The 15978-nt window shown below is 75.0% G+C and carries 17 protein-coding genes; 8 read left to right on the top strand and 9 right to left on the bottom strand.

The window, feature by feature from the left end; translation table 11 throughout:
* Positions 1-13: 13 nt before the first annotated feature.
* Entirely contained in the window at positions 14-565 is a 552-nt protein-coding gene (locus ABZ858_RS17965; protein ID WP_361378685.1) for an RNA polymerase sigma factor, read from the bottom strand.
* Positions 566-609: 44 nt separating this feature from the next.
* Between ABZ858_RS17965 and ABZ858_RS17970 the strand changes: the two genes are divergently transcribed.
* From ABZ858_RS17970 to ABZ858_RS17985, 4 genes are all read left to right on the top strand, one after another.
* A complete protein-coding gene (locus ABZ858_RS17970; protein WP_361378688.1) occupies positions 610-1977 on the top strand; it encodes a serine/threonine-protein kinase in 1368 nt (455 codons plus the stop codon).
* Between the two features lie 170 nt (positions 1978-2147).
* Complete coding sequence (locus ABZ858_RS17975) at positions 2148-2867, top strand: DUF4232 domain-containing protein (protein ID WP_361378691.1); 720 nt, start codon at positions 2148-2150, stop codon at positions 2865-2867.
* Between the two features lie 112 nt (positions 2868-2979).
* On the top strand, positions 2980-4230 hold the full coding sequence (locus tag ABZ858_RS17980; RefSeq protein WP_361378870.1) for an SLC13 family permease: 1251 nt from the start codon (positions 2980-2982) through the stop codon (positions 4228-4230).
* Between the two features lie 35 nt (positions 4231-4265).
* Entirely contained in the window at positions 4266-4832 is a 567-nt protein-coding gene (locus ABZ858_RS17985) for a universal stress protein (protein WP_361378694.1), read from the top strand.
* Between the two features lie 36 nt (positions 4833-4868).
* Here the strand turns inward: ABZ858_RS17985 and ABZ858_RS17990 are convergent, their stop codons facing one another.
* The 4 genes from ABZ858_RS17990 to ABZ858_RS18005 all read right to left on the bottom strand — a co-directional run bounded on the left by ABZ858_RS17990 (position 4869) and on the right by ABZ858_RS18005 (position 8291).
* Positions 4869-5837: an aldo/keto reductase gene (locus ABZ858_RS17990; RefSeq protein WP_361378697.1), complete on the bottom strand. Its 969-nt coding sequence runs from the start codon at positions 5835-5837 to the stop codon at positions 4869-4871.
* A gap of 112 nt (positions 5838-5949) precedes the next feature.
* Positions 5950-6513: a flavoprotein gene (locus tag ABZ858_RS17995; RefSeq protein WP_361378700.1), complete on the bottom strand. Its 564-nt coding sequence runs from the start codon at positions 6511-6513 to the stop codon at positions 5950-5952.
* 341 nt (positions 6514-6854) lie between these two features.
* Positions 6855-7067 carry a ferredoxin gene (locus tag ABZ858_RS18000; RefSeq protein WP_361378703.1) on the bottom strand — a complete coding sequence of 71 codons (213 nt, stop codon included), beginning with the start codon at positions 7065-7067 and terminating at the stop codon, positions 6855-6857.
* Between the two features lie 12 nt (positions 7068-7079).
* Positions 7080-8291, bottom strand: coding sequence for a cytochrome P450 (locus tag ABZ858_RS18005; protein ID WP_361378706.1), 1212 nt, complete (start codon positions 8289-8291; stop codon positions 7080-7082).
* A gap of 457 nt (positions 8292-8748) precedes the next feature.
* On the opposite strand from ABZ858_RS18005, the gene ABZ858_RS18010 reads away from it, so the two are divergent.
* The gene (locus tag ABZ858_RS18010) at positions 8749-9201 is read left to right on the top strand and encodes a nitroreductase family deazaflavin-dependent oxidoreductase (protein ID WP_361378709.1); all 453 of its coding nucleotides are present in this window, start codon (positions 8749-8751) and stop codon (positions 9199-9201) included.
* Positions 9202-9341: 140 nt separating this feature from the next.
* On the opposite strand, the gene ABZ858_RS18015 is transcribed toward ABZ858_RS18010, so the two are convergent.
* The gene (locus tag ABZ858_RS18015) at positions 9342-10256 is read right to left on the bottom strand and encodes a cation diffusion facilitator family transporter (protein ID WP_361378873.1); all 915 of its coding nucleotides are present in this window, start codon (positions 10254-10256) and stop codon (positions 9342-9344) included.
* A gap of 240 nt (positions 10257-10496) precedes the next feature.
* Between ABZ858_RS18015 and ABZ858_RS18020 the strand changes: the two genes are divergently transcribed.
* The gene (locus ABZ858_RS18020) at positions 10497-11519 is read left to right on the top strand and encodes a glutathione S-transferase C-terminal domain-containing protein (RefSeq protein ID WP_361378712.1); all 1023 of its coding nucleotides are present in this window, start codon (positions 10497-10499) and stop codon (positions 11517-11519) included.
* An 89-nt stretch (positions 11520-11608) separates the two neighbouring features.
* Positions 11609-11908 (top strand): DUF4235 domain-containing protein, encoded by a 300-nt coding sequence (locus tag ABZ858_RS18025; RefSeq protein WP_361378716.1) that lies wholly within the window; start codon positions 11609-11611, stop codon positions 11906-11908.
* A 22-nt stretch (positions 11909-11930) separates the two neighbouring features.
* On the opposite strand, the gene ABZ858_RS18030 is transcribed toward ABZ858_RS18025, so the two are convergent.
* Together ABZ858_RS18030 and ABZ858_RS18035 are read right to left on the bottom strand one after the other, a co-directional pair.
* Positions 11931-12323, bottom strand: a complete 393-nt coding sequence (locus ABZ858_RS18030; protein WP_361378719.1) for a VOC family protein — start codon at positions 12321-12323, stop codon at positions 11931-11933.
* A gap of 76 nt (positions 12324-12399) precedes the next feature.
* On the bottom strand, positions 12400-13140 hold the full coding sequence (locus ABZ858_RS18035) for a helix-turn-helix domain-containing protein (RefSeq protein ID WP_361378722.1): 741 nt from the start codon (positions 13138-13140) through the stop codon (positions 12400-12402).
* 126 nt (positions 13141-13266) lie between these two features.
* On the opposite strand from ABZ858_RS18035, the gene ABZ858_RS18040 reads away from it, so the two are divergent.
* The gene (locus ABZ858_RS18040) at positions 13267-14892 is read left to right on the top strand and encodes an amidohydrolase family protein (protein ID WP_361378725.1); all 1626 of its coding nucleotides are present in this window, start codon (positions 13267-13269) and stop codon (positions 14890-14892) included.
* On the opposite strand, the gene ABZ858_RS18045 is transcribed toward ABZ858_RS18040, so the two are convergent.
* Positions 14879-15943: a helix-turn-helix domain-containing protein gene (locus ABZ858_RS18045; RefSeq protein ID WP_361378728.1), complete on the bottom strand. Its 1065-nt coding sequence runs from the start codon at positions 15941-15943 to the stop codon at positions 14879-14881. The genes ABZ858_RS18040 and ABZ858_RS18045 overlap by 14 nt on opposite strands.
* Between the last annotated feature and the right edge of the window lie 35 nt (positions 15944-15978).

Raw genomic sequence — 15978 nt, forward strand, 5'->3', positions numbered from 1 at the left:
CGCGGGGCCGGGTTCAGGAGGCGTCGGTCAGCCAGGGCCTGACCTGGCGGCGCGCCTCGTGCAGCCGGGACTTGAACGTGCCCAGCGGAATCCCGGCCCGCTCGGCGGCCTCGGCGTACTCCAGCCGGCAGATGTCCCGGTACACCAGCGGCGCCACCAGATGCGGGCGCTCCCGCTCCAGCCGGTCCAGGGCCTCCAGGAGATCGACGCGGGAACCGGCGATCACACTGGTGGTGCGCGGGTCCGCGTACCGGGCGGGCTCGATCTCGGCGGGCTGTTCGGCGGCCCGCCGCTTCAGCTCCCGGTACTTCTGCCGGCAGCAGTTGGCGACCACCGTGTACAGCCAGGTGCTGAACCGGCTGCGGCCCTCGAAGGTGGTGATCCGCCGCGCCACCTGGAGCAGCACGTCCTGCGCGGCCTCCTCGGCGTCCTCCCGGCAGGGCAGGAAACGCCCGCAGCGGCGCAGCGTCTCCGGCCGGATCTCCTGGAGCAGTCCGTCCAGCGCCGCGGTGTCGCCGGCTGCGGCGCGGCGGGCGAGGTCTTCGGTCAGCGCCGCGTCCGGCACGCAAGCCTCCTCGGAGTCGATCTCAGGGCAGGCATGATAGTCGTATGCACTCCGTCCAGCGGATCGGCCGCTACCGGCTCGAACGACGCCTGGGCACCGGCGCCTTCGGCACGGTGTGGCTGGCGCACGACGACGAACTCGACGCGCCGGTCGCCGTCAAGGTCCTGGCCGAGAACTGGTCGCACCGCATGGACGTGCGGGAACGGTTCCTGTCCGAGGCCCGGCTGCTGCGCAAGGCCGGCTCGCCGCGGGTGGTCCAGGTCTACGACATCGGTGAACTGCCGGACGGACGGCCGTACTTCGTCATGGAGTACGCCGACGGCGGCACCCTCGCCGAACTGCTGGCCGCCGGCCCGCTGCCGGTGCCCGAGGCGCTGCGGCTGACCGCGCTGGCCGCCCGCTCCGCGCACGCCCTGCACGAGGCGGGCATCGTGCACCGGGACGTCAAGCCGAGCAACGTCCTGCTGCGCACCGCCCCTGACGGCACCCGGCGGGTGCTGCTCGCCGACCTCGGGCTCGCCAAGAGCCTGGCCGAGGCGTCCGGGCTGACCCTGGCCGCCGGTTCGGCCGGCTACCGGCCGCCCGAGCAGGCCGAGCCGGGCGCCGGGATCGACGAGCGGGCCGATGTGTACAGCCTGGGCGCGGTCGGCTACCAACTGGTCACCGGCACGGTCCCGGCCGCGCCCGGCAGGGTCGTACCGCCCGGGCGGCTGCGCCCGGACCTGGACCCGGGCGTGGCCGCCGCCCTGACGCGCGCGCTGGAGCCGGACCGCGAGCGGCGCTGGCCCAGCGCGGAGGCGTTCGCCCGGGAACTGGAGCACGCGGCCGAGGGCGCGGCGCCGGCCGGGCGCCCGCGCGGGCGCAGGCGGCTGCTCGCGCTGACCGCGGCGGTGGTCGCGGTCGCCGCCGCGGGCACCGCCCTGACGCTGGCGCTGCGGCCGTCCGGGCCGGCCGGCGTCCGGGTCGCGGACGCCACCGGCCGGATCGCGGTCCGGGTGCCGGACGGCTGGGGGCGGCAGCTGCGGGACTCCGGCTGGGACCCGGCGGCGCTGGGGCTGCCCGCCGGGCACGAGCCGGGCCTCGCCGTCGCCGACGACCTGGCGCACTGGCAGGACCTGGCGAGCGGCGTGCGCGGGGTGTTCGTGGGGCTGAGCGAGCAGGGCGACGTCACGGCCCGGGTGGCGGCCGTGGACCACCCCGGCTGCCGCTACCAGGGCGGCCGGGCCTTCGCGGACGGCGACTGGCGGGGGCAGGTGCGCACCTGGGACGGCTGTCCCGGCGGGGGCCGCCTGACCGAGACGGCGCTGCGTCCGGCCGGTGCGGCCGGGCAGCCGCAGGTGTACGTCCAGATCCGCCAGCGCTCCGGTTCGGACGCCACCGACGGCATACTTCGCTCCCTCCGGGTGACCTGACCCGTACGGGTGAACACGGCCCGGGCCGGAAACGGGAAGAGAACCTTCGGGAGGAACGTGCGGAAACCGCGAACCTTTCGCCCGGTCCGTGCATCGGACCCTCATGTCGGCGCACGAGGCGCCGGCCGCACGCCCCGAGCGCGTGCGACCATCCCCAGGAGCGTGGACACATGGCGTACTCCTTCCCCACCCGCCGCGGCACGGCCCTGCTGGCGGGTTCCCTGGCCGTACTGGGCCTGCTGACCGCCTGCGGCGACGGCACCGCGGCCACCGGCGGTCCGCAGAAGGTGTCCGGCACCGCCGCGCCCGCCACCGGCGGCACGACGACCGGCCCGGCGCCCGCCACCAGCGGGTCCGGCCCGAGCGGCGGCGGTTCGACCGCGCCGGGCCGGACGGCGACCGCCCCGGGCTCCGCCCCGGCGGCGAGTTCCGGCACCGGTTCCGGCGACCGGGCGGACGCGGCGGCCCGCAGCACCCGCTGCCACACCTCGGAGCTGAGGGCGACGGTGGGCCGCGAGGACCCGGGCGCCGGGCAGGAGAACTTCCCGCTCGTCCTCACCAACACCTCCGGCCGCACCTGCACCGTGCGCGGCTACCCGGGCGCCGCGTTCACGGACGCCGGCGGCCGTCAGCTCGGCGCGGACCCCAAGCGCACCTCGGGTTCGCCCGTGACGGTAACGCTGAAGCCGGGCCGCAGCGCCTGGGCGGGGCTGACCTTCTCCAACCCGCAGGTCAGCGGGGCGCGGACCGCGACGCCCAGCACCCTGGTCGTCACGCCGCCCGACGAGCGCGACCCCCTCACGGTGAAGTGGACGGCCGGCCAGGTCCCCGTCGGCGGGAACTCCTCGTCGGTGTTCCTCACGGTCCTCAGCCCCGGCACCGCGCCCTGACGCGCCCGGGCCCCGGCCCGGTCCCGGCACGTTCTCGCACGTCCGCGCGCTCCCCGGCGGGGCGTTTGCTTGGATGTGCGGGCACCCCTGACCGCGCCCGGAGGACCGAACCCTGAACACCCCGTTCGCCGAGACCCTGTCCGTCGTCCTGCTCGTCGCCGTGCTCGCCTGGGCCGTCGTCCGGCCCTTCGGTCTGCCCGAGGCGGTGATGGCGGTCCCCGCGGCCGGCGTCGCCGTCGCCACCGGCGCGATCTCGCTCGGCCACGCGCGGGCCGAGGCCGAGCGGCTGGGGCCGGTGGTCGGTTTCCTGGCGGCGGTGCTGGTCCTGGCCCACTTCTGTGACGTCGAGGGGCTGTTCCGGGCGTGCGGGGCGTGGATGGCGCGGTGGGCGCGGGGCCGCCCGGTGCGGCTGCTGACGGCGGTGTTCGCGCTGGCCTCCGCGATCACGGCGGTGCTCAGCCTGGACGCCACAATCGTGCTGCTCACCCCGGTGGTGTTCGCCACCGCCGCGCGCACCGGCGTACGCCCCAAGCCGCACGTGTACGCCTGTACGCACCTGTCGAACACGGCGTCGCTGCTGCTGCCCGTCTCCAACCTCACGAACCTGCTGGCGTTCGCGGCGAGCGGGCTGAGCTTCACCCGGTTCGCCGCGCTGATGGCGTTGCCCTGGCTGGTGGCGATCGGCGCGGAGTACGCGGTGTTCCGCGGCTTCTTCGCCCGTGACCTGGCGGCCTCGGCACCGGCGCCGGAGACCGGCGAGCCGCCGGGGCTGCCGGTGTTCGCGCTGGTCACCGTGGCGTGCACGCTCGCCGGGTTCGTGGTGGCGTCGGCGTTCGCCGTCGAACCGGTGTGGGCGGCGCTGGCGGGGGCGCTGGTTCTGGCCGCACGCGCGCTGGTGCAGCGCCGGGCGACGGCGGTGAGCGTGGTGCGGGCGGCGGCCCCGGCCTTCCTGGCGTTCGTGCTGTCCCTGGGCGTCGTGGTGCGCGCGGTCGTCGACAACGGCCTCGCCACCGCGCTCGGGCACCTGCTGCCCGCCGGTACGGGGCTGCCCGCGCTGCTCGGCATCGCCGCGCTGGCCGCCGTACTGGCCAATCTGATCAACAACCTGCCGGCGGTGCTGGTGCTGCTGCCGCTGGCCGCCCCGGCCGGACCGGGCGCGGTCCTGGCCGTGCTGCTCGGCGTCAACATCGGCCCCAACCTGACGTACGCCGGCTCGCTGGCGACCCTGCTGTGGCGGCGGATCGTGCACCAGCACGACCACGGGGTGGACCTCAAGGAGTTCACCCGGCTGGGCCTGCTGGCCGTACCGGCCGCGCTGGTGCCCGCGGTGGTGGCACTGTGGGGGGCGCTGCAGGTGGTGTGAGCGCCGAGACGGCGGTGACCGGGAGGAGAGAGCGTATGCGGGTGATCGCCTGGCTCGTGGAGGGCACCTGGCCCGCCTGTGTGGACGCCGTGCGCGCCCACGCGCCCGACTCGGCCGACGTGGTGCTGCTGCATGTCACCGGGGCCGAGGTGCCGGGGGTGGCGCACGGGGCGTTCGCGGGGCTGCTGGGCCGCGGCCACCGGGAGCGGGACCCCGGCGACCGGCTCACCGACCTGGGCGGAGCGTCGGCGGCCGCACTGCTCGACGCGGCGGCGGCCCGGCTCGGGCGGCACTGCGCCCGCCTTGAGCGGGCCGGGCGGGTGGAGCGCGAGGTGGTGGCGGCGGCCGGGGACGCCGATCTGCTGGTCCTGGCCCGGGACGGCGACCGCGAGCGGCTCGGGCCGCGCAGCCTGGGCCCGGCCGTACGGTTCGCCGTGGACCACGCGCCCTGCCCGGTGCTGCTGGTGTGGCCGGAGGCGGCGCCGGACCTCACGACACTGCCGCCACCGCCTCCGTCACCGCCGCCATCACCCCCTACGCCCGCGCCGCCATCACCGCCTCCGCCGCCACCGGCGTCCGCGCCGCCGCCTCCGGGTCGCTGACACGCGCGGCGGGCGGGGTGCGGCGGGCCGTCCGGCTCAGTGGCCGCTGACCGCGTGCGGGATGTAGGGCCGCTCCAGCTCCTCGATCTCCTTGTCGGTCAGTTCCAGTTCCACGGCGGCCACGGCGTCCTCCAGGTGCCCCGGCTTGCCGGCGCCGATGATCGGCGCGGTCACCGTGTCCTGGTGCAGCAGCCAGGCCAGGGCCACCTGGGCGCGCGGGACACCGCGCTCGCCGGCGATACGGGTGACGGCCTCGACGATGGCGCGGTCGCCCTCCGCGTAGAGGGTGCTGCCGAAGACGTCGGTGGCGCTGCGCCCGGTCTCGGTGCCCCAGTCCCGGGTGAGGCGGCCCCGGGCGAGCGGGCTCCAGGGCAGTACGGCGACGCCCTGGTCCACGCACAGGGGCAGCATCTCGCGCTCCTCCTCGCGGTAGAGCAGGTTGTAGTGGTCCTGCATGGAGACGAAGCGGGTCCAGCCGTGCTCCCGCGCGGTGTACTGGGCCTTGGAGAACTGCCAGGCGTACATCGAACTAGCCCCGATGTAGCGGGCCTTGCCCGCCTTCACCACGTCGTGCAGCGCCTCCATCGTCTCCTCGACGGGCGTGTGCGGGTCCCAGCGGTGGATCTGGTAGAGGTCGACGTGGTCGGTGCCGAGCCGGCGCAGGCTGTGGTCGATCTCCGTCATGATCGCCTTGCGGGACAGGCCGCCGCCGTTGGGCCCCGGCCGCATCCGGCCGTGCACCTTGGTGGCGAGCACGATGTCGTCCCGGCGGGCGAAGTCGCGCAGGGCCCGGCCGAGGATCTCCTCGCTGGTGCCGTCGGAGTAGACGTTGGCCGTGTCGAAGAAGGTGATCCCCGCTTCCAGCGCCTGCCGGATCAGCGGCCGGGACGTCTCCTCGTCGAGGGTCCACTCGTGCTTGCCGCGGTCGGGCACACCGTAGGTCATGCAGCCCAGACAGACACGGGACACGTCCAGGCCCGTCGAACCGAGCTTCACGTACTGCATCGTTGCTGCTCCTGTCTACCTGTCTTCGGGATGGTTGCCGCCATGAGCGTAGGCCGTCGGCGATCATGACGGCCGGGCGGACCCGATGGCGGAAGGGCCGACCGGGCCGCGCTCAGGCCGTGGCCGGGAACGTGCCGAGCAGGTCCAGCGCCCGTTCCCAGCCGAAGTCCGGCCGCCCGCCGCCCGGTCCGGGTTCCCCGGAGAACGGCTCACCGAAGCGGACGCCGAGGGCGCCCAGGCGTGCCAGGCTCTCCTGGTAGGCGGGGTGGGCGGCCAGCGCGCCGGAGACGCACGGCAGGACGACGACCGGCACCCCGAGGCCGTAGGTCTCGCACAGGGTGGCCAGGGCAAGGGTGTCGGCGGTGCCCGCGGCCCATTTGTTGACCGTGTTGAAGGTGGCGGGGGCGACGGCCACGGCGTCCGGCGGCGGGAAGGGGCGCGCCTCGCCCGGGGCGCGCCACCGCGACCGCAGCGGGCGGCCGGTGAGCGCCTCGACGGCCGCGGTGTCGAAGAAGCCGCCCATGGCGACCGGCGTGGCGATCACACCGACCTCCCAGCCCCGCTCCTGGGCCGCGGTGATCAGGGTGCCGACGCCCTCGGCGATGCCGGCCGCGCAGACGACGACGTAGAGGAAGGGTCTCGCGGGGGCCCGCCCGGCCCCGGCCTGTTCGGTCATCCGGGAACCCTACTGAACGGCCCCGGGCCGCGCGCCCCCGCCGCCCCCCGGCTGCGGCCCGGGCTGGGCCGCAGCCGGGGGGCAGCGAGTGTCAAGGGGCGGCCGGGCCATCGTGGGACGGCGAGGCCCGCAGTGACCGGGCCGCGACCGGGCGGCACACTGCGGGGGTGTCCGGCCCGCGGGTACGCCGGCCGAGGTGCGCGGCCCGGCTGGAGGACCGGCCGGGGCGGGGCGGCGGCCGGTGAGGCCCGTACCCGCGTGTGCAGCGAGCCGCGAGGGCCCGAAGGACGGGCGGGCCCGCGGCCGGGGGTGTGCCGGGTCCCCGGCCGGGGGCGGCCGGGTCAGGCCGTCTTGTCGGGCACCGGTTCGGTCACCGTGATCGCGCCGACCGGGCAGGCGCGGGCCGCCTCCCGGACCATGGGGTCGCCGGTGTCGTCCTCGTGGCCGGGGAGCAGCGCGCTGAAGCCGTCGTCGTCCTGGGTGAACACGTCCGGGGCGGCCAGGGCGCACTGGCCGGCGCCGATGCAGAGGTCCTTGTCGATGTCGATGCGCATAAGTGCAGCCTCTTACCAGGTCACGGGGAGTTCCAGCATTCCTTGGATCGTGTCGCCGGGTTTGAAGGGGATCTCCTGCGCCGGTGCGGCCAGCCGCAGAGTGGGCAGCCGCCGCAGCAGGCTGCCGAGGGCGATCTCCATCTCGGCGCGGGCGAGGTTCTGGCCCAGGCACTGGTGGATGCCGAACCCGAAGGCCACGTGGTGGCGGGCCGGGCGGTGGAAGTCCAGGGTGTCCGGGGCCTCGTAGAGGTCCTCGTCGCGGTTGATGACGGAAGTCGAGAAGATCACGGCGTCACCGGCCCGGATGGTCGTCCCGGCCACGGTGATGTCCTCGTCGGCGAGCCGGAGCAGCCCGTCCGCGATGGACAGCATCCGCATGAGTTCCTCGACCGCGGCGGGCAGCAGCGCGGGATCGGCGCGCAGCTCGGCCAGCCGTTCGGGGTGCTGCAGCAGCGTGTAGGTGCCCAGCGAGATCATGTTGGCGGTGGTCTCGTGGCCGGCGACGAGCAGGATGATCGCCAGCGAGACCACGTCCTGGCGGTCCAGCTCGCCCTCGCTCAGCCGCTCCTTGACCAGTTCGTCGAGGACACCCTCGCCCGGCCGCGTGCGCTTGCGGTCGATCAGGTCGCCGAGGTACTCCTCCAGGCGGTCGCGGGCCTGGAGGGTGTCCTCGGGGGCCGGGCCGCGCAGCAGCCGCCGCGACTGCTCCTCGAAGAAGTCGTGGTCGGCGTAGGGGACGCCGAGCAGTTCGCAGATGACCATGGAGGGCACGGGCAGCGCGAAGGACCGTACGAGTTCGGCGGGCGGCCCCTGGGCGGTCAGCTCGTCGAGCAGGGTGTCGACGATCCGCTGGATGCGCGGGCGCAGCGCGGCGGCGCGCTTGAGGGTGAAGCTGGGGATCATCATGCGCCGCTGGACGCGGTGCTCGGGGTCGTCGACGCCGAGGAGCGCGGTCTTGCGCTGCCGCTGGGCCGCCGCGAAGCGGGGGGTGGGCGCGGGGAACTCCTGGCGGGTGCGGTCGGTGGACAGCCGCGGGTCGGCCAGCAGTTCACGGGCGACGGCGTGTCCGGTGACGAGCCACGCGGTGCGGCCGTCGTAGAGGGTGACGCGGCCGAGCGGGCCGCCGGCGCGCAGGGGGTCGTAGCCGGTGGGCGGGTGGTACGGGCAGGTGCGGTCCTGCGGGAAGGCCACGGGCTGGGTCGGGTCGGTGATCAGGTCCGTCATGGAAGACCTCGCAGACGAAGGGTGCGTCGTGCCGATCTTCATTAGATGCCCCAGGCATCTATGGGGCGACGCGAAGTTCGGCCAGATCGCCGATCCGCCGCATCTGGCCGGGAAGCGCCTCCTCCGCTTCGCCTTTCCAGTCTGGCTCCAACAGCGCGGGCGCACGATCCGGAACCGTTCCTCCGGCGGCGGCGCGGCCCCTCACCTGGCGCGTATGCGACGCGCGGCTGGCTCGATACGGCTCTCCGGTCGCCGCCCCGGCCCGCCGGATCCCGCCAGCACTCGCACAGATCCCGCCAGGTGCGCGGAGGCCGGGCGGAAACGGGGCGTGCCGGGCGGGCGTGACCGGAGCGGAACGCGGTAGGGATGACGCGACAGGGATGATCCGTGCCGGTGCCGCCGTCGCGGCGCGGTGCGCGGGCAGGCATCCGGACGACGCGAGGAGAGGACCGAGGCCATGCCTCTTGAAGGCGACTACGAGCCCAGCCCCACCCGGTGGGTGCGCGAGCAGGTGGACCTGTACGAGGGCTCCGGCGGCACCGAGGGGACCACGCTCAAGGACACGGGGCTGCCCGTGATCCTGCTGACCACGCGGGGCGCGCGCAGTGGCCGGCTGCGCAAGACGCCGCTGATGCGGGTGGAGCACGACGGGCGCTACGCCGTGGTGGCCTCGCAGGGCGGCGCGCCCAAGCACCCCTTCTGGTACTTCAACCTCAAGGCCGACCCCCGGGTGGAGCTGCGGGACGGCACGGCGGCCCAGGACATGACGGCCCGTGAGGTCACCGGCGCGGAGAAGGACGCGTGGTGGGAGCGGGCCGTCGCCGCGTACCCGCCCTACGCCGAGTACCAGGAGAAGACCTCGCGCCGGATCCCGGTCTTCGTACTGGAGCCGGCGGCCGGCGGGCACTGAGCCGGGCGGGCGGGTGGGCGGACGGCGCCGCCCGCCTTCCGGGCGCCCGTGCCGTCGTACGCCCGTGCCGTCGTATGCCCCCAGGGCGGGAATTTTCGGTGCGGCAGGCATGGAGCGGCGGCGGCCCGGGCACCCGTTCCTCAGGCCCCGCCGCGTTCCCCCGTCGCGGCGGGGCTTTCGCGTTCGTCTTCCTCGGGGCGGTCGGTGACGTCCAGGAAGATCTGGTCGGCCTCGGGCACGGTGCGGGCGATCGAGCGCTTGATGCGCATCGCGACCTCCTCGACCCGCTCGCTGTCCAGGCCGGGCGCCAGGTCGATGCGGGCCGCCACCAGCATGGAGTCGAGGCCGAGTTTCATGGTGAGCAGCGCCTCCACGCTGTCGATCTCCGGCTGCGCCCGCAGCAGGCTGCGGATCCGGCCGCTCAGTTCCGGATCGGCGGCCTCCCCGATCAGCTGGTCGCGGGCGTCGCGGCCCAGGCGGTAGGCGACGTAGACGAGCAGCGCGCCGATGGCGAGCGAGGCCGACGCCTCCCAGACGACCTGCCCGGTGGCCATGTGCAGCGCCATGCCGGCGATGGCGAGGGTGACGCCGAGCACGGCGGTGCCGTCCTCGGCGACGACCGTGCGCAGCGCCGGATCGCGCAGGCCGCTCGTGCCGCCCTGGCGGCGCACCTGGTACACGGCCCGCAGCAGGGAGGTGCCCTCGGCGAGCAGGGAGACGCCGAGCACGACCAGGCCCACCACATAGCCGGTGAAGGTCTCGTGGGCGCCGTTGCGCAGCGCCTCGACGCCCTGGAAGACGGAGAAGCAGCCGCCCATGACGAAGATGCCGACGGCGGCCAGCAGCGACCAGAAGAACCGCTCCTTGCCGTATCCGAAGGGGTGGCGCCGGTCGGCGGGGCGGCGGCTGCGGCGCAGCGCGGCCAGCAGGAAGACCTCGTTGAAGCTGTCGGCGACCGAGTGGGCCGCCTCCGACAGCAGGGCCGGTGAGTGGGCGACGAGGCCGCCCACGGCTTTGGCGAGTGCGATGACCAGATTCGCCGCGAGCGCCACCAGGACGGTGACGCGGGTCTTGCGGTCCGCGTCCGACTCGGTGCGGTCCCTCGGGTGCTCCTGCTCCTCGGTGTGTCGTGCGGTCGTCTGGTCCGTGGGGTGGGCGGTCGTCTCGTCCGTCTCATCGGGTGTCCGGCTCACGTTCGCCGACTGCCCCGGCCACTGCGGATCACACCGTGCCGTCCGGCGATTTCGGGGAACGTGTTCACCAGGCACCGAGCACGGCACCAGGGAGGACGGGGCATGAGCGACGACGGGGACGGCGGCAACCGCGGCTACGGCCACCAGGCCTTCAAGCGGTCGAAGAGCCACTTCGCCGACCGGATCACCGCGGACGGCCGGGACGGCTGGCCGGTGGCGGCCGGACGCTACCGGCTGGTGGCCGGCCGGGCCTGCCCGTGGGCGAGCCGGGCCCTGGTCTCGCGGCGGCTGCTCGGCCTGGAGGGCGCCCTGTCGCTGGCCGTCGTCGACCCCATCCAGGACGACCGGAGCTGGCGGTTCACCCTCGACGCCGACGGCCGGGACCCGGTGCTCGGCATCCGCTTCCTCAGCGAGGCGTACGACCGGCGCGAGAGCGGCTACCGCGGTGGGGTGAGCGTGCCGGCCGTCGTGGACGTGCCCAGCGGGAAGCTGGTCACCAACGACTACCAGCGGATCACCCTGGACCTCGCCACCGAGTGGACGGCCCTGCACCGGCCGGGCGCGCCGGACCTGTACCCGCGGGAGCGGCGCGAGGAGATCGACGCGGTGATGGCCGAGGTGTACGAGGACGTCAACAACGGCGTCTACCGTGCGGGTTTCGCCACCGGCCAGGAGGAGTACGAGGCCGCCTGCGCGGGTGTGTTCCGGCGCCTGGAGGCGCTGGCGGACCGGCTTACCGGGCAGCGCTACCTCGTCGGCGACACGATCACCGAGGCCGACATCCGGCTGTTCACCACCCTGGTCCGGTTCGACGTGGTGTACCACGGCCACTTCAAGTGCAACCGCTGGAAGCTGGCGGAGCACCCGGTCCTGTGGGCGTACGTCCGTGATCTGTACCAGACGCCCGGCTTTGGTGACACGGTCGACTTCGACCACATCAAGCGGCACTACCACCAGGTGCACTCGGGCATCAACCCGACCGGCATCGTGCCCCTCGGGCCCGATCTGGCGGGGTGGCTGACGCCGCATCACCGGGAGGAACTGGGCGGCCGGCCGTTCGGCGACGGGACTCCGCCGGCCCCTGTACCGGCCGGTGAGCAGGTCCCGCCGCAGGGCCGTCCCTGACCCCCCTCCCGCCCCTTGCCCGTTCCCCCTTACCCCTTTACCCCTTACCCCTTTATCTGGTTCATCCGTACGCGCGAAGGAGATCACAGGTGGCCAAGAAGAAGAACAAGCTCTCGCTCGCCTACCAGCCCGTCGGTTTCGTCCTGGGCTGGGCCGGCGGTGCGCTGGCGGGGCTGGCGTTCCGCACCACGTGGAAGGCGCTGCGGCACGAGGACGACGCCCCCGACGCGCTGGACGCGGACCGCCACTGGGGCGAGGTCCTGCTGGCCGCGGCCGTGCAGGGCGCCATCTTCGCGGTGGTGCGCAGCGCCGTGGACCGCGCCGGTGCCACGGCCATCGAGCGCTCCACCGGGGTGTGGCCGGTCAAGGACAAGGGCGGGCGCGACTGAGCGCCCGCCCGGTCCGCCGCGCTCAGCCCATCTTGGGGCCGGTCTGCCGGGTCCGGCGCAGGGTGAAGGTGTGCCCGGCCGGGTCCGAGCAGCCGCGCTCCTCGAACGGGCCCGAGGCGTCCTTGGCCTCCACCGGGCGCCCGCCCAGGTCGACGACCCGGCGTTCGGCCGCGTCCAGGTCGTCCACCAGGAAGTCCAGGTGCACCTGGAGGGAGTTCTCGGGGCGCGGCCAGCTCGGCGGCGTGGCGTTCGCGTCGCGCCGGAAGGCCAGCCGGAACCCGTCGGCGGCCCGGATCTCCACCAGGTTGGCGCTCGCTTCGGTCTCCTCCGCCTGGAGCAGTTGCTTGTAGAACACGGCGAGTTTCTCGGGCTCCGCGCAGTCGAGCACGACGACGCCCGCGGTCACCAGTGGCATGTCCCCTCCGAAGGTCCCGGCGGCCGTGCGTGGCTGCCCGCCGCCCTTACTTCCCCTCTTTCCCGGGCCGGGGCTTTCAGTCGGCCGCCGGCCGCCCGGCGCCGTCCCGGCGGGCCCGGATTCCGGCCAGCCGGGCCGCCGCGGCCTCCAGCAGCAGGTCCAGGGCGGCCGGATAGCCGCTGCCTGTCATGTCCGCGACCAGATGGCGGGCGGTGGCGGCGATGTGCGGGTGGGTGGCGGCGGGCAGCCGCGCGTAGGTGGCCCGCCACACCGTCTCCTCGGCCTCACGGGCGGCCCGGGGCAGGGCCACGCTCGCCGAGTCCAGGGCGCCGAAGGCGAGGGCCTGGTCGACGAAGGCGTGGTAGATGCGTACGGCCTCCCGGTCGGGGAAGCCCGCGCCGCGCAGCACGCCGAGGATGGTCTCCACGGTCTGGATCTCGTGCGCCCGGCCGGTGACCCGAAAGGAGCCGAGCACCGCGGCCCGCGGATGGGCGAGGGCGCAGGCGTGCATGGTCAGGCCGAGTTCCCGCAGGTCGGTGAGCCAGTCGCCGGTGGGCCGCCAGCTGCGCAGGGTGCGGCCGATGAGTTCGTCGGCGAGGGCGAGCATGAGGTCGTCGGTGTGCCGGAAGTAGCGGTAGAGCGAGCTGGGGTCGGCGCCGAGGGCGCGGCCGAGGCGGCGCACGGAGAGCGCCTGGGCGCCGTGCTCCTCGATCAGCCGCAGCGCGGTGGCGACGATCAGTTCCTCGGACAGGACGACGCCCTGCCGGGTGGGGCGCCTGCGCCGCCGGGCGACGGGCGGGACGACGCGTTCGCTCATCGGTGCCTTCTCCTGCGGGCGGTGCGGGCAGTCCCGGCACCTTATGACAACACCGTTGACCTGTCGCGTACGCGGCCGGTTTCATGGACGTCCACCGGCACGCTCGACCCGCGAGGAAAGGCCCCCATGCACGCTGACCTGCTCTTCACCGGCGGCCCCGTGCTCACTCCGGGCGGCCGCACCGCGACCTCGGTCGCGGTCACCGGCGACCGCGTCACCGCCGTGGGGGGCGACGAGGTGCGGGACCTCGCCGGGCCGCGCACCGAGGTGGTCGAGCTGGCCGGGCGGCTGCTGCTGCCCGGTTTCCAGGACGCGCACGTCCATCCGGTGCCGGCCGGTCTTGAGCTGGGCCGGTGCGACCTGACCGGGGCGCTGACCGCCGAGGAGACCGTGGCCCGGGTACGCGCGTACGCCACCGCCCGTCCGGACCAGGAGTGGATCCTCGGCGGCGGCTGGTCCATGGAGGCCTTCGAGGGCGGTACGCCCGCCAAGGAGCTGCTGGACGCGGTGGTCCCCGACCGCCCGGTCTACCTGCCCAACCGCGACCACCACGGCGCCTGGGTCAACAGCCGCGCCCTCGTCCTGGCCGGCGTCACCCGCGACACGCCCGACCCGGCGGACGGGCGGATCGAGCGGGACGCCGCCGGGGAGCCGAGCGGCACGCTCCAGGAGGGCGCGATGCAGCTGGTGGGCCGCCTCGCTCCGCCGGCCGGGCCGGCGGAGCGGCTGGCCGCGCTGCTGCGCGCGCAGCGCCACCTGCACGCGCTCGGCATCACCGCCTGGCAGGACGCGCTGGTCGGGAACTTCCTGGGCATGGACGACCCGGCGCAGGCGTACCTGGCCGCCGCCCGGGACGGCTCGCTCACCGCGCGGGTGCGGGGCGCCCTGTGGTGGGAGCGCGGGCGGGGCGCCGAGCAGATCTCCGAACTCGTCGAGAAGCGGGCGACGCTGAGCCATGGCCGGTTCCGGGCGGGCAGCGTGAAGCTGATGCTGGACGGGGTGGCCGAGAACGGCACGGCGGCACTCCTGGAGCCGTACCTGGACGCCTGCGGCTGCGTGACCGCCAACCGGGGCTCCAGCTTCATCGACCCGGCCCGGCTGCCCGCGTACGTCACCGAGCTGGACGCGCTCGGCTTCCAGTGCCACTTCCACGCGCTGGGCGACCGGGCCGTACGGGACGCGCTGGACGCCGTGGCGGCGGCGCGCGCCGCGAACGGGCCGAGCGACACCCGCCCGCACCTGGCCCACCTCCAGGTGGTGCACCCCGACGACGTGCCGCGCTTCGCCCGGCTGGGGGCGACGGCCACCGTCCAGCCGCTGTGGGCCGCGCACGAACCGCAGATGGACGAGCTGACGATTCCCTTCCTGGGCGCCGAACGGGCCGGCCGGCAGTACCCGTTCGCGGCGCTGCTGCGGTCCGGGGCGGCGCTCGCCGCGGGCAGCGACTGGCCGGTGAGCAGCCCCGACCCGCTGCGGGGCATCCACGTCGCGGTCAACCGCCGCGAGCCGGGCTCCGACGCGCCGGTGTTCCTGCCGGCCGAGCGGATCGGCCTGGCGGACGCGGTGCGGGCGTACACGGCGGGCTCGGCCCGGGTGAACCACCTCGACGACACCGGCGAGGTGCGCGTGGGCGCGCTCGCGGATCTGGTGGTCCTGGACCGCGACCCGTTCGCCGGGCCGCCGCAGGAGATCGCCGGGACGCGGGTGGCGCAGACGTACGTGGGCGGCCGGCGGGTGTTCAGCGCGGGGTGAGGCCGGCGGCGCCGGCCTCCGCCGGGTCCGGCCGGGCCGCCGCCCGGAACGTGCGCCGGTAGGTCTGCGGGGAGACGCCGATCGCCGTGTGCAGGTGCTGGCGCAGGGAGGCGCCGGTGGCGAAGCCGACCCGGCCGGCGATCTGGTCGACCGTCAGGTCGCTGGTCTCCAGCAGGTCCCGGGCCCGGGCGACGCGCTGCTGGATCAGCCAGCGGCCCGGACTGACCCCCACCTCGTCGTGGAACCGGCGGGCGAAGGTGCGCGCGCTCATCCGGGCGTGGCCGGCGAGGTCGGCCAGGGTGAGCGGCTCGGTGAGGCGGTCCAGGGCCCAGGCGCGGGTGGCGGCGGTGCCGGCGGCGCCGCGCTCGGGCACCGGGCGCACGATGTACTGGGCCTGGCCGCCCTCCCGGAAGGGCGGGACGACGCAGCAGCGGGCCACGAAGTTCGCCAGGGCGCTGCCGTGGTCCGCGCGCACCAGATGCAGGCAGACGTCCACGCCGGAGGCGGCGCCGGCCGAGGTCAGCACGCGGCCGTCGTCGACGAACAGCACGTCCGGGTCGAGGACGACCTTCGGGAACATGTGCCGGAACCGGTCGGCCAGGTGCCAGTGCGTGGTGGCCCGGCGGCCGTCCAGCAGCCCGGCCGCGGCGAGCACGAACGCGCCGGTGCAGATGGAGACGAGCCGGGCGCCGGGCGGGATCAGCGCGAGCGCGGCGGCCACCTCGGCGGGCAGCTCGCCGGTGACGTGCTCGGGGGTGACCGGGGCGATCACCACGGTGTCCGCGCTCGCCAGCGCCTCCGGGCCGTGCGCGACGCCGATCGTGAAGTCCGTGCTGGTGCGCACCGGGCCTCCGTCGGCCGAGCAGGTCAGCACCTCGTACCGGCCGTCGGCCGCGCCGAGGATACGGCTGGGGATGCCCAGTTCGAAGGGGTAGACGCCGTCGAGCGCGAGCACGACGACCCGCTCCACGGCCTTGCCCGCCGCCCGGCCGGCGGCCCGGCCGGTGTCCGGTGCCGTTTGCTGTCCCGTCTGCTGCTCCGCGGTCCGCATGACACGATCCTAATGGCACGATCTCAGCGGAGGTT

The sequence above is a fragment of the Streptomyces sp. NPDC047017 genome, from assembly GCF_040644175.1.
GTDB lineage: Bacteria > Actinomycetota > Actinomycetes > Streptomycetales > Streptomycetaceae > Streptomyces.

Bases quoted from the DNA above. Each gene is read 5' to 3' on its own strand.
- ABZ858_RS18020 (WP_361378712.1), top strand. From the start codon at position 10,497: ATGAGCGACGACGGGGACGGCGGCAACCGCGGCTACGGCCACCAGGCC.
- ABZ858_RS17995 (WP_361378700.1), bottom strand. From the start codon at position 6,513: ATGACCGAACAGGCCGGGGCCGGGCGGGCCCCCGCGAGACCCTTCCTC.
- ABZ858_RS17970 (WP_361378688.1), top strand. From the start codon at position 610: ATGCACTCCGTCCAGCGGATCGGCCGCTACCGGCTCGAACGACGCCTG.
- ABZ858_RS17990 (WP_361378697.1), bottom strand. From the start codon at position 5,837: ATGCAGTACGTGAAGCTCGGTTCGACGGGCCTGGACGTGTCCCGTGTC.
- ABZ858_RS18030 (WP_361378719.1), bottom strand. From the start codon at position 12,323: ATGCCACTGGTGACCGCGGGCGTCGTCGTGCTCGACTGCGCGGAGCCC.
- ABZ858_RS18000 (WP_361378703.1), bottom strand. From the start codon at position 7,067: ATGCGCATCGACATCGACAAGGACCTCTGCATCGGCGCCGGCCAGTGC.
- ABZ858_RS17985 (WP_361378694.1), top strand. From the start codon at position 4,266: ATGCGGGTGATCGCCTGGCTCGTGGAGGGCACCTGGCCCGCCTGTGTG.
- ABZ858_RS18010 (WP_361378709.1), top strand. From the start codon at position 8,749: ATGCCTCTTGAAGGCGACTACGAGCCCAGCCCCACCCGGTGGGTGCGC.
- ABZ858_RS17975 (WP_361378691.1), top strand. From the start codon at position 2,148: ATGGCGTACTCCTTCCCCACCCGCCGCGGCACGGCCCTGCTGGCGGGT.
- ABZ858_RS18005 (WP_361378706.1), bottom strand. From the start codon at position 8,291: ATGACGGACCTGATCACCGACCCGACCCAGCCCGTGGCCTTCCCGCAG.
- ABZ858_RS18035 (WP_361378722.1), bottom strand. From the start codon at position 13,140: ATGAGCGAACGCGTCGTCCCGCCCGTCGCCCGGCGGCGCAGGCGCCCC.
- ABZ858_RS18040 (WP_361378725.1), top strand. From the start codon at position 13,267: ATGCACGCTGACCTGCTCTTCACCGGCGGCCCCGTGCTCACTCCGGGC.
- ABZ858_RS18045 (WP_361378728.1), bottom strand. From the start codon at position 15,943: ATGCGGACCGCGGAGCAGCAGACGGGACAGCAAACGGCACCGGACACC.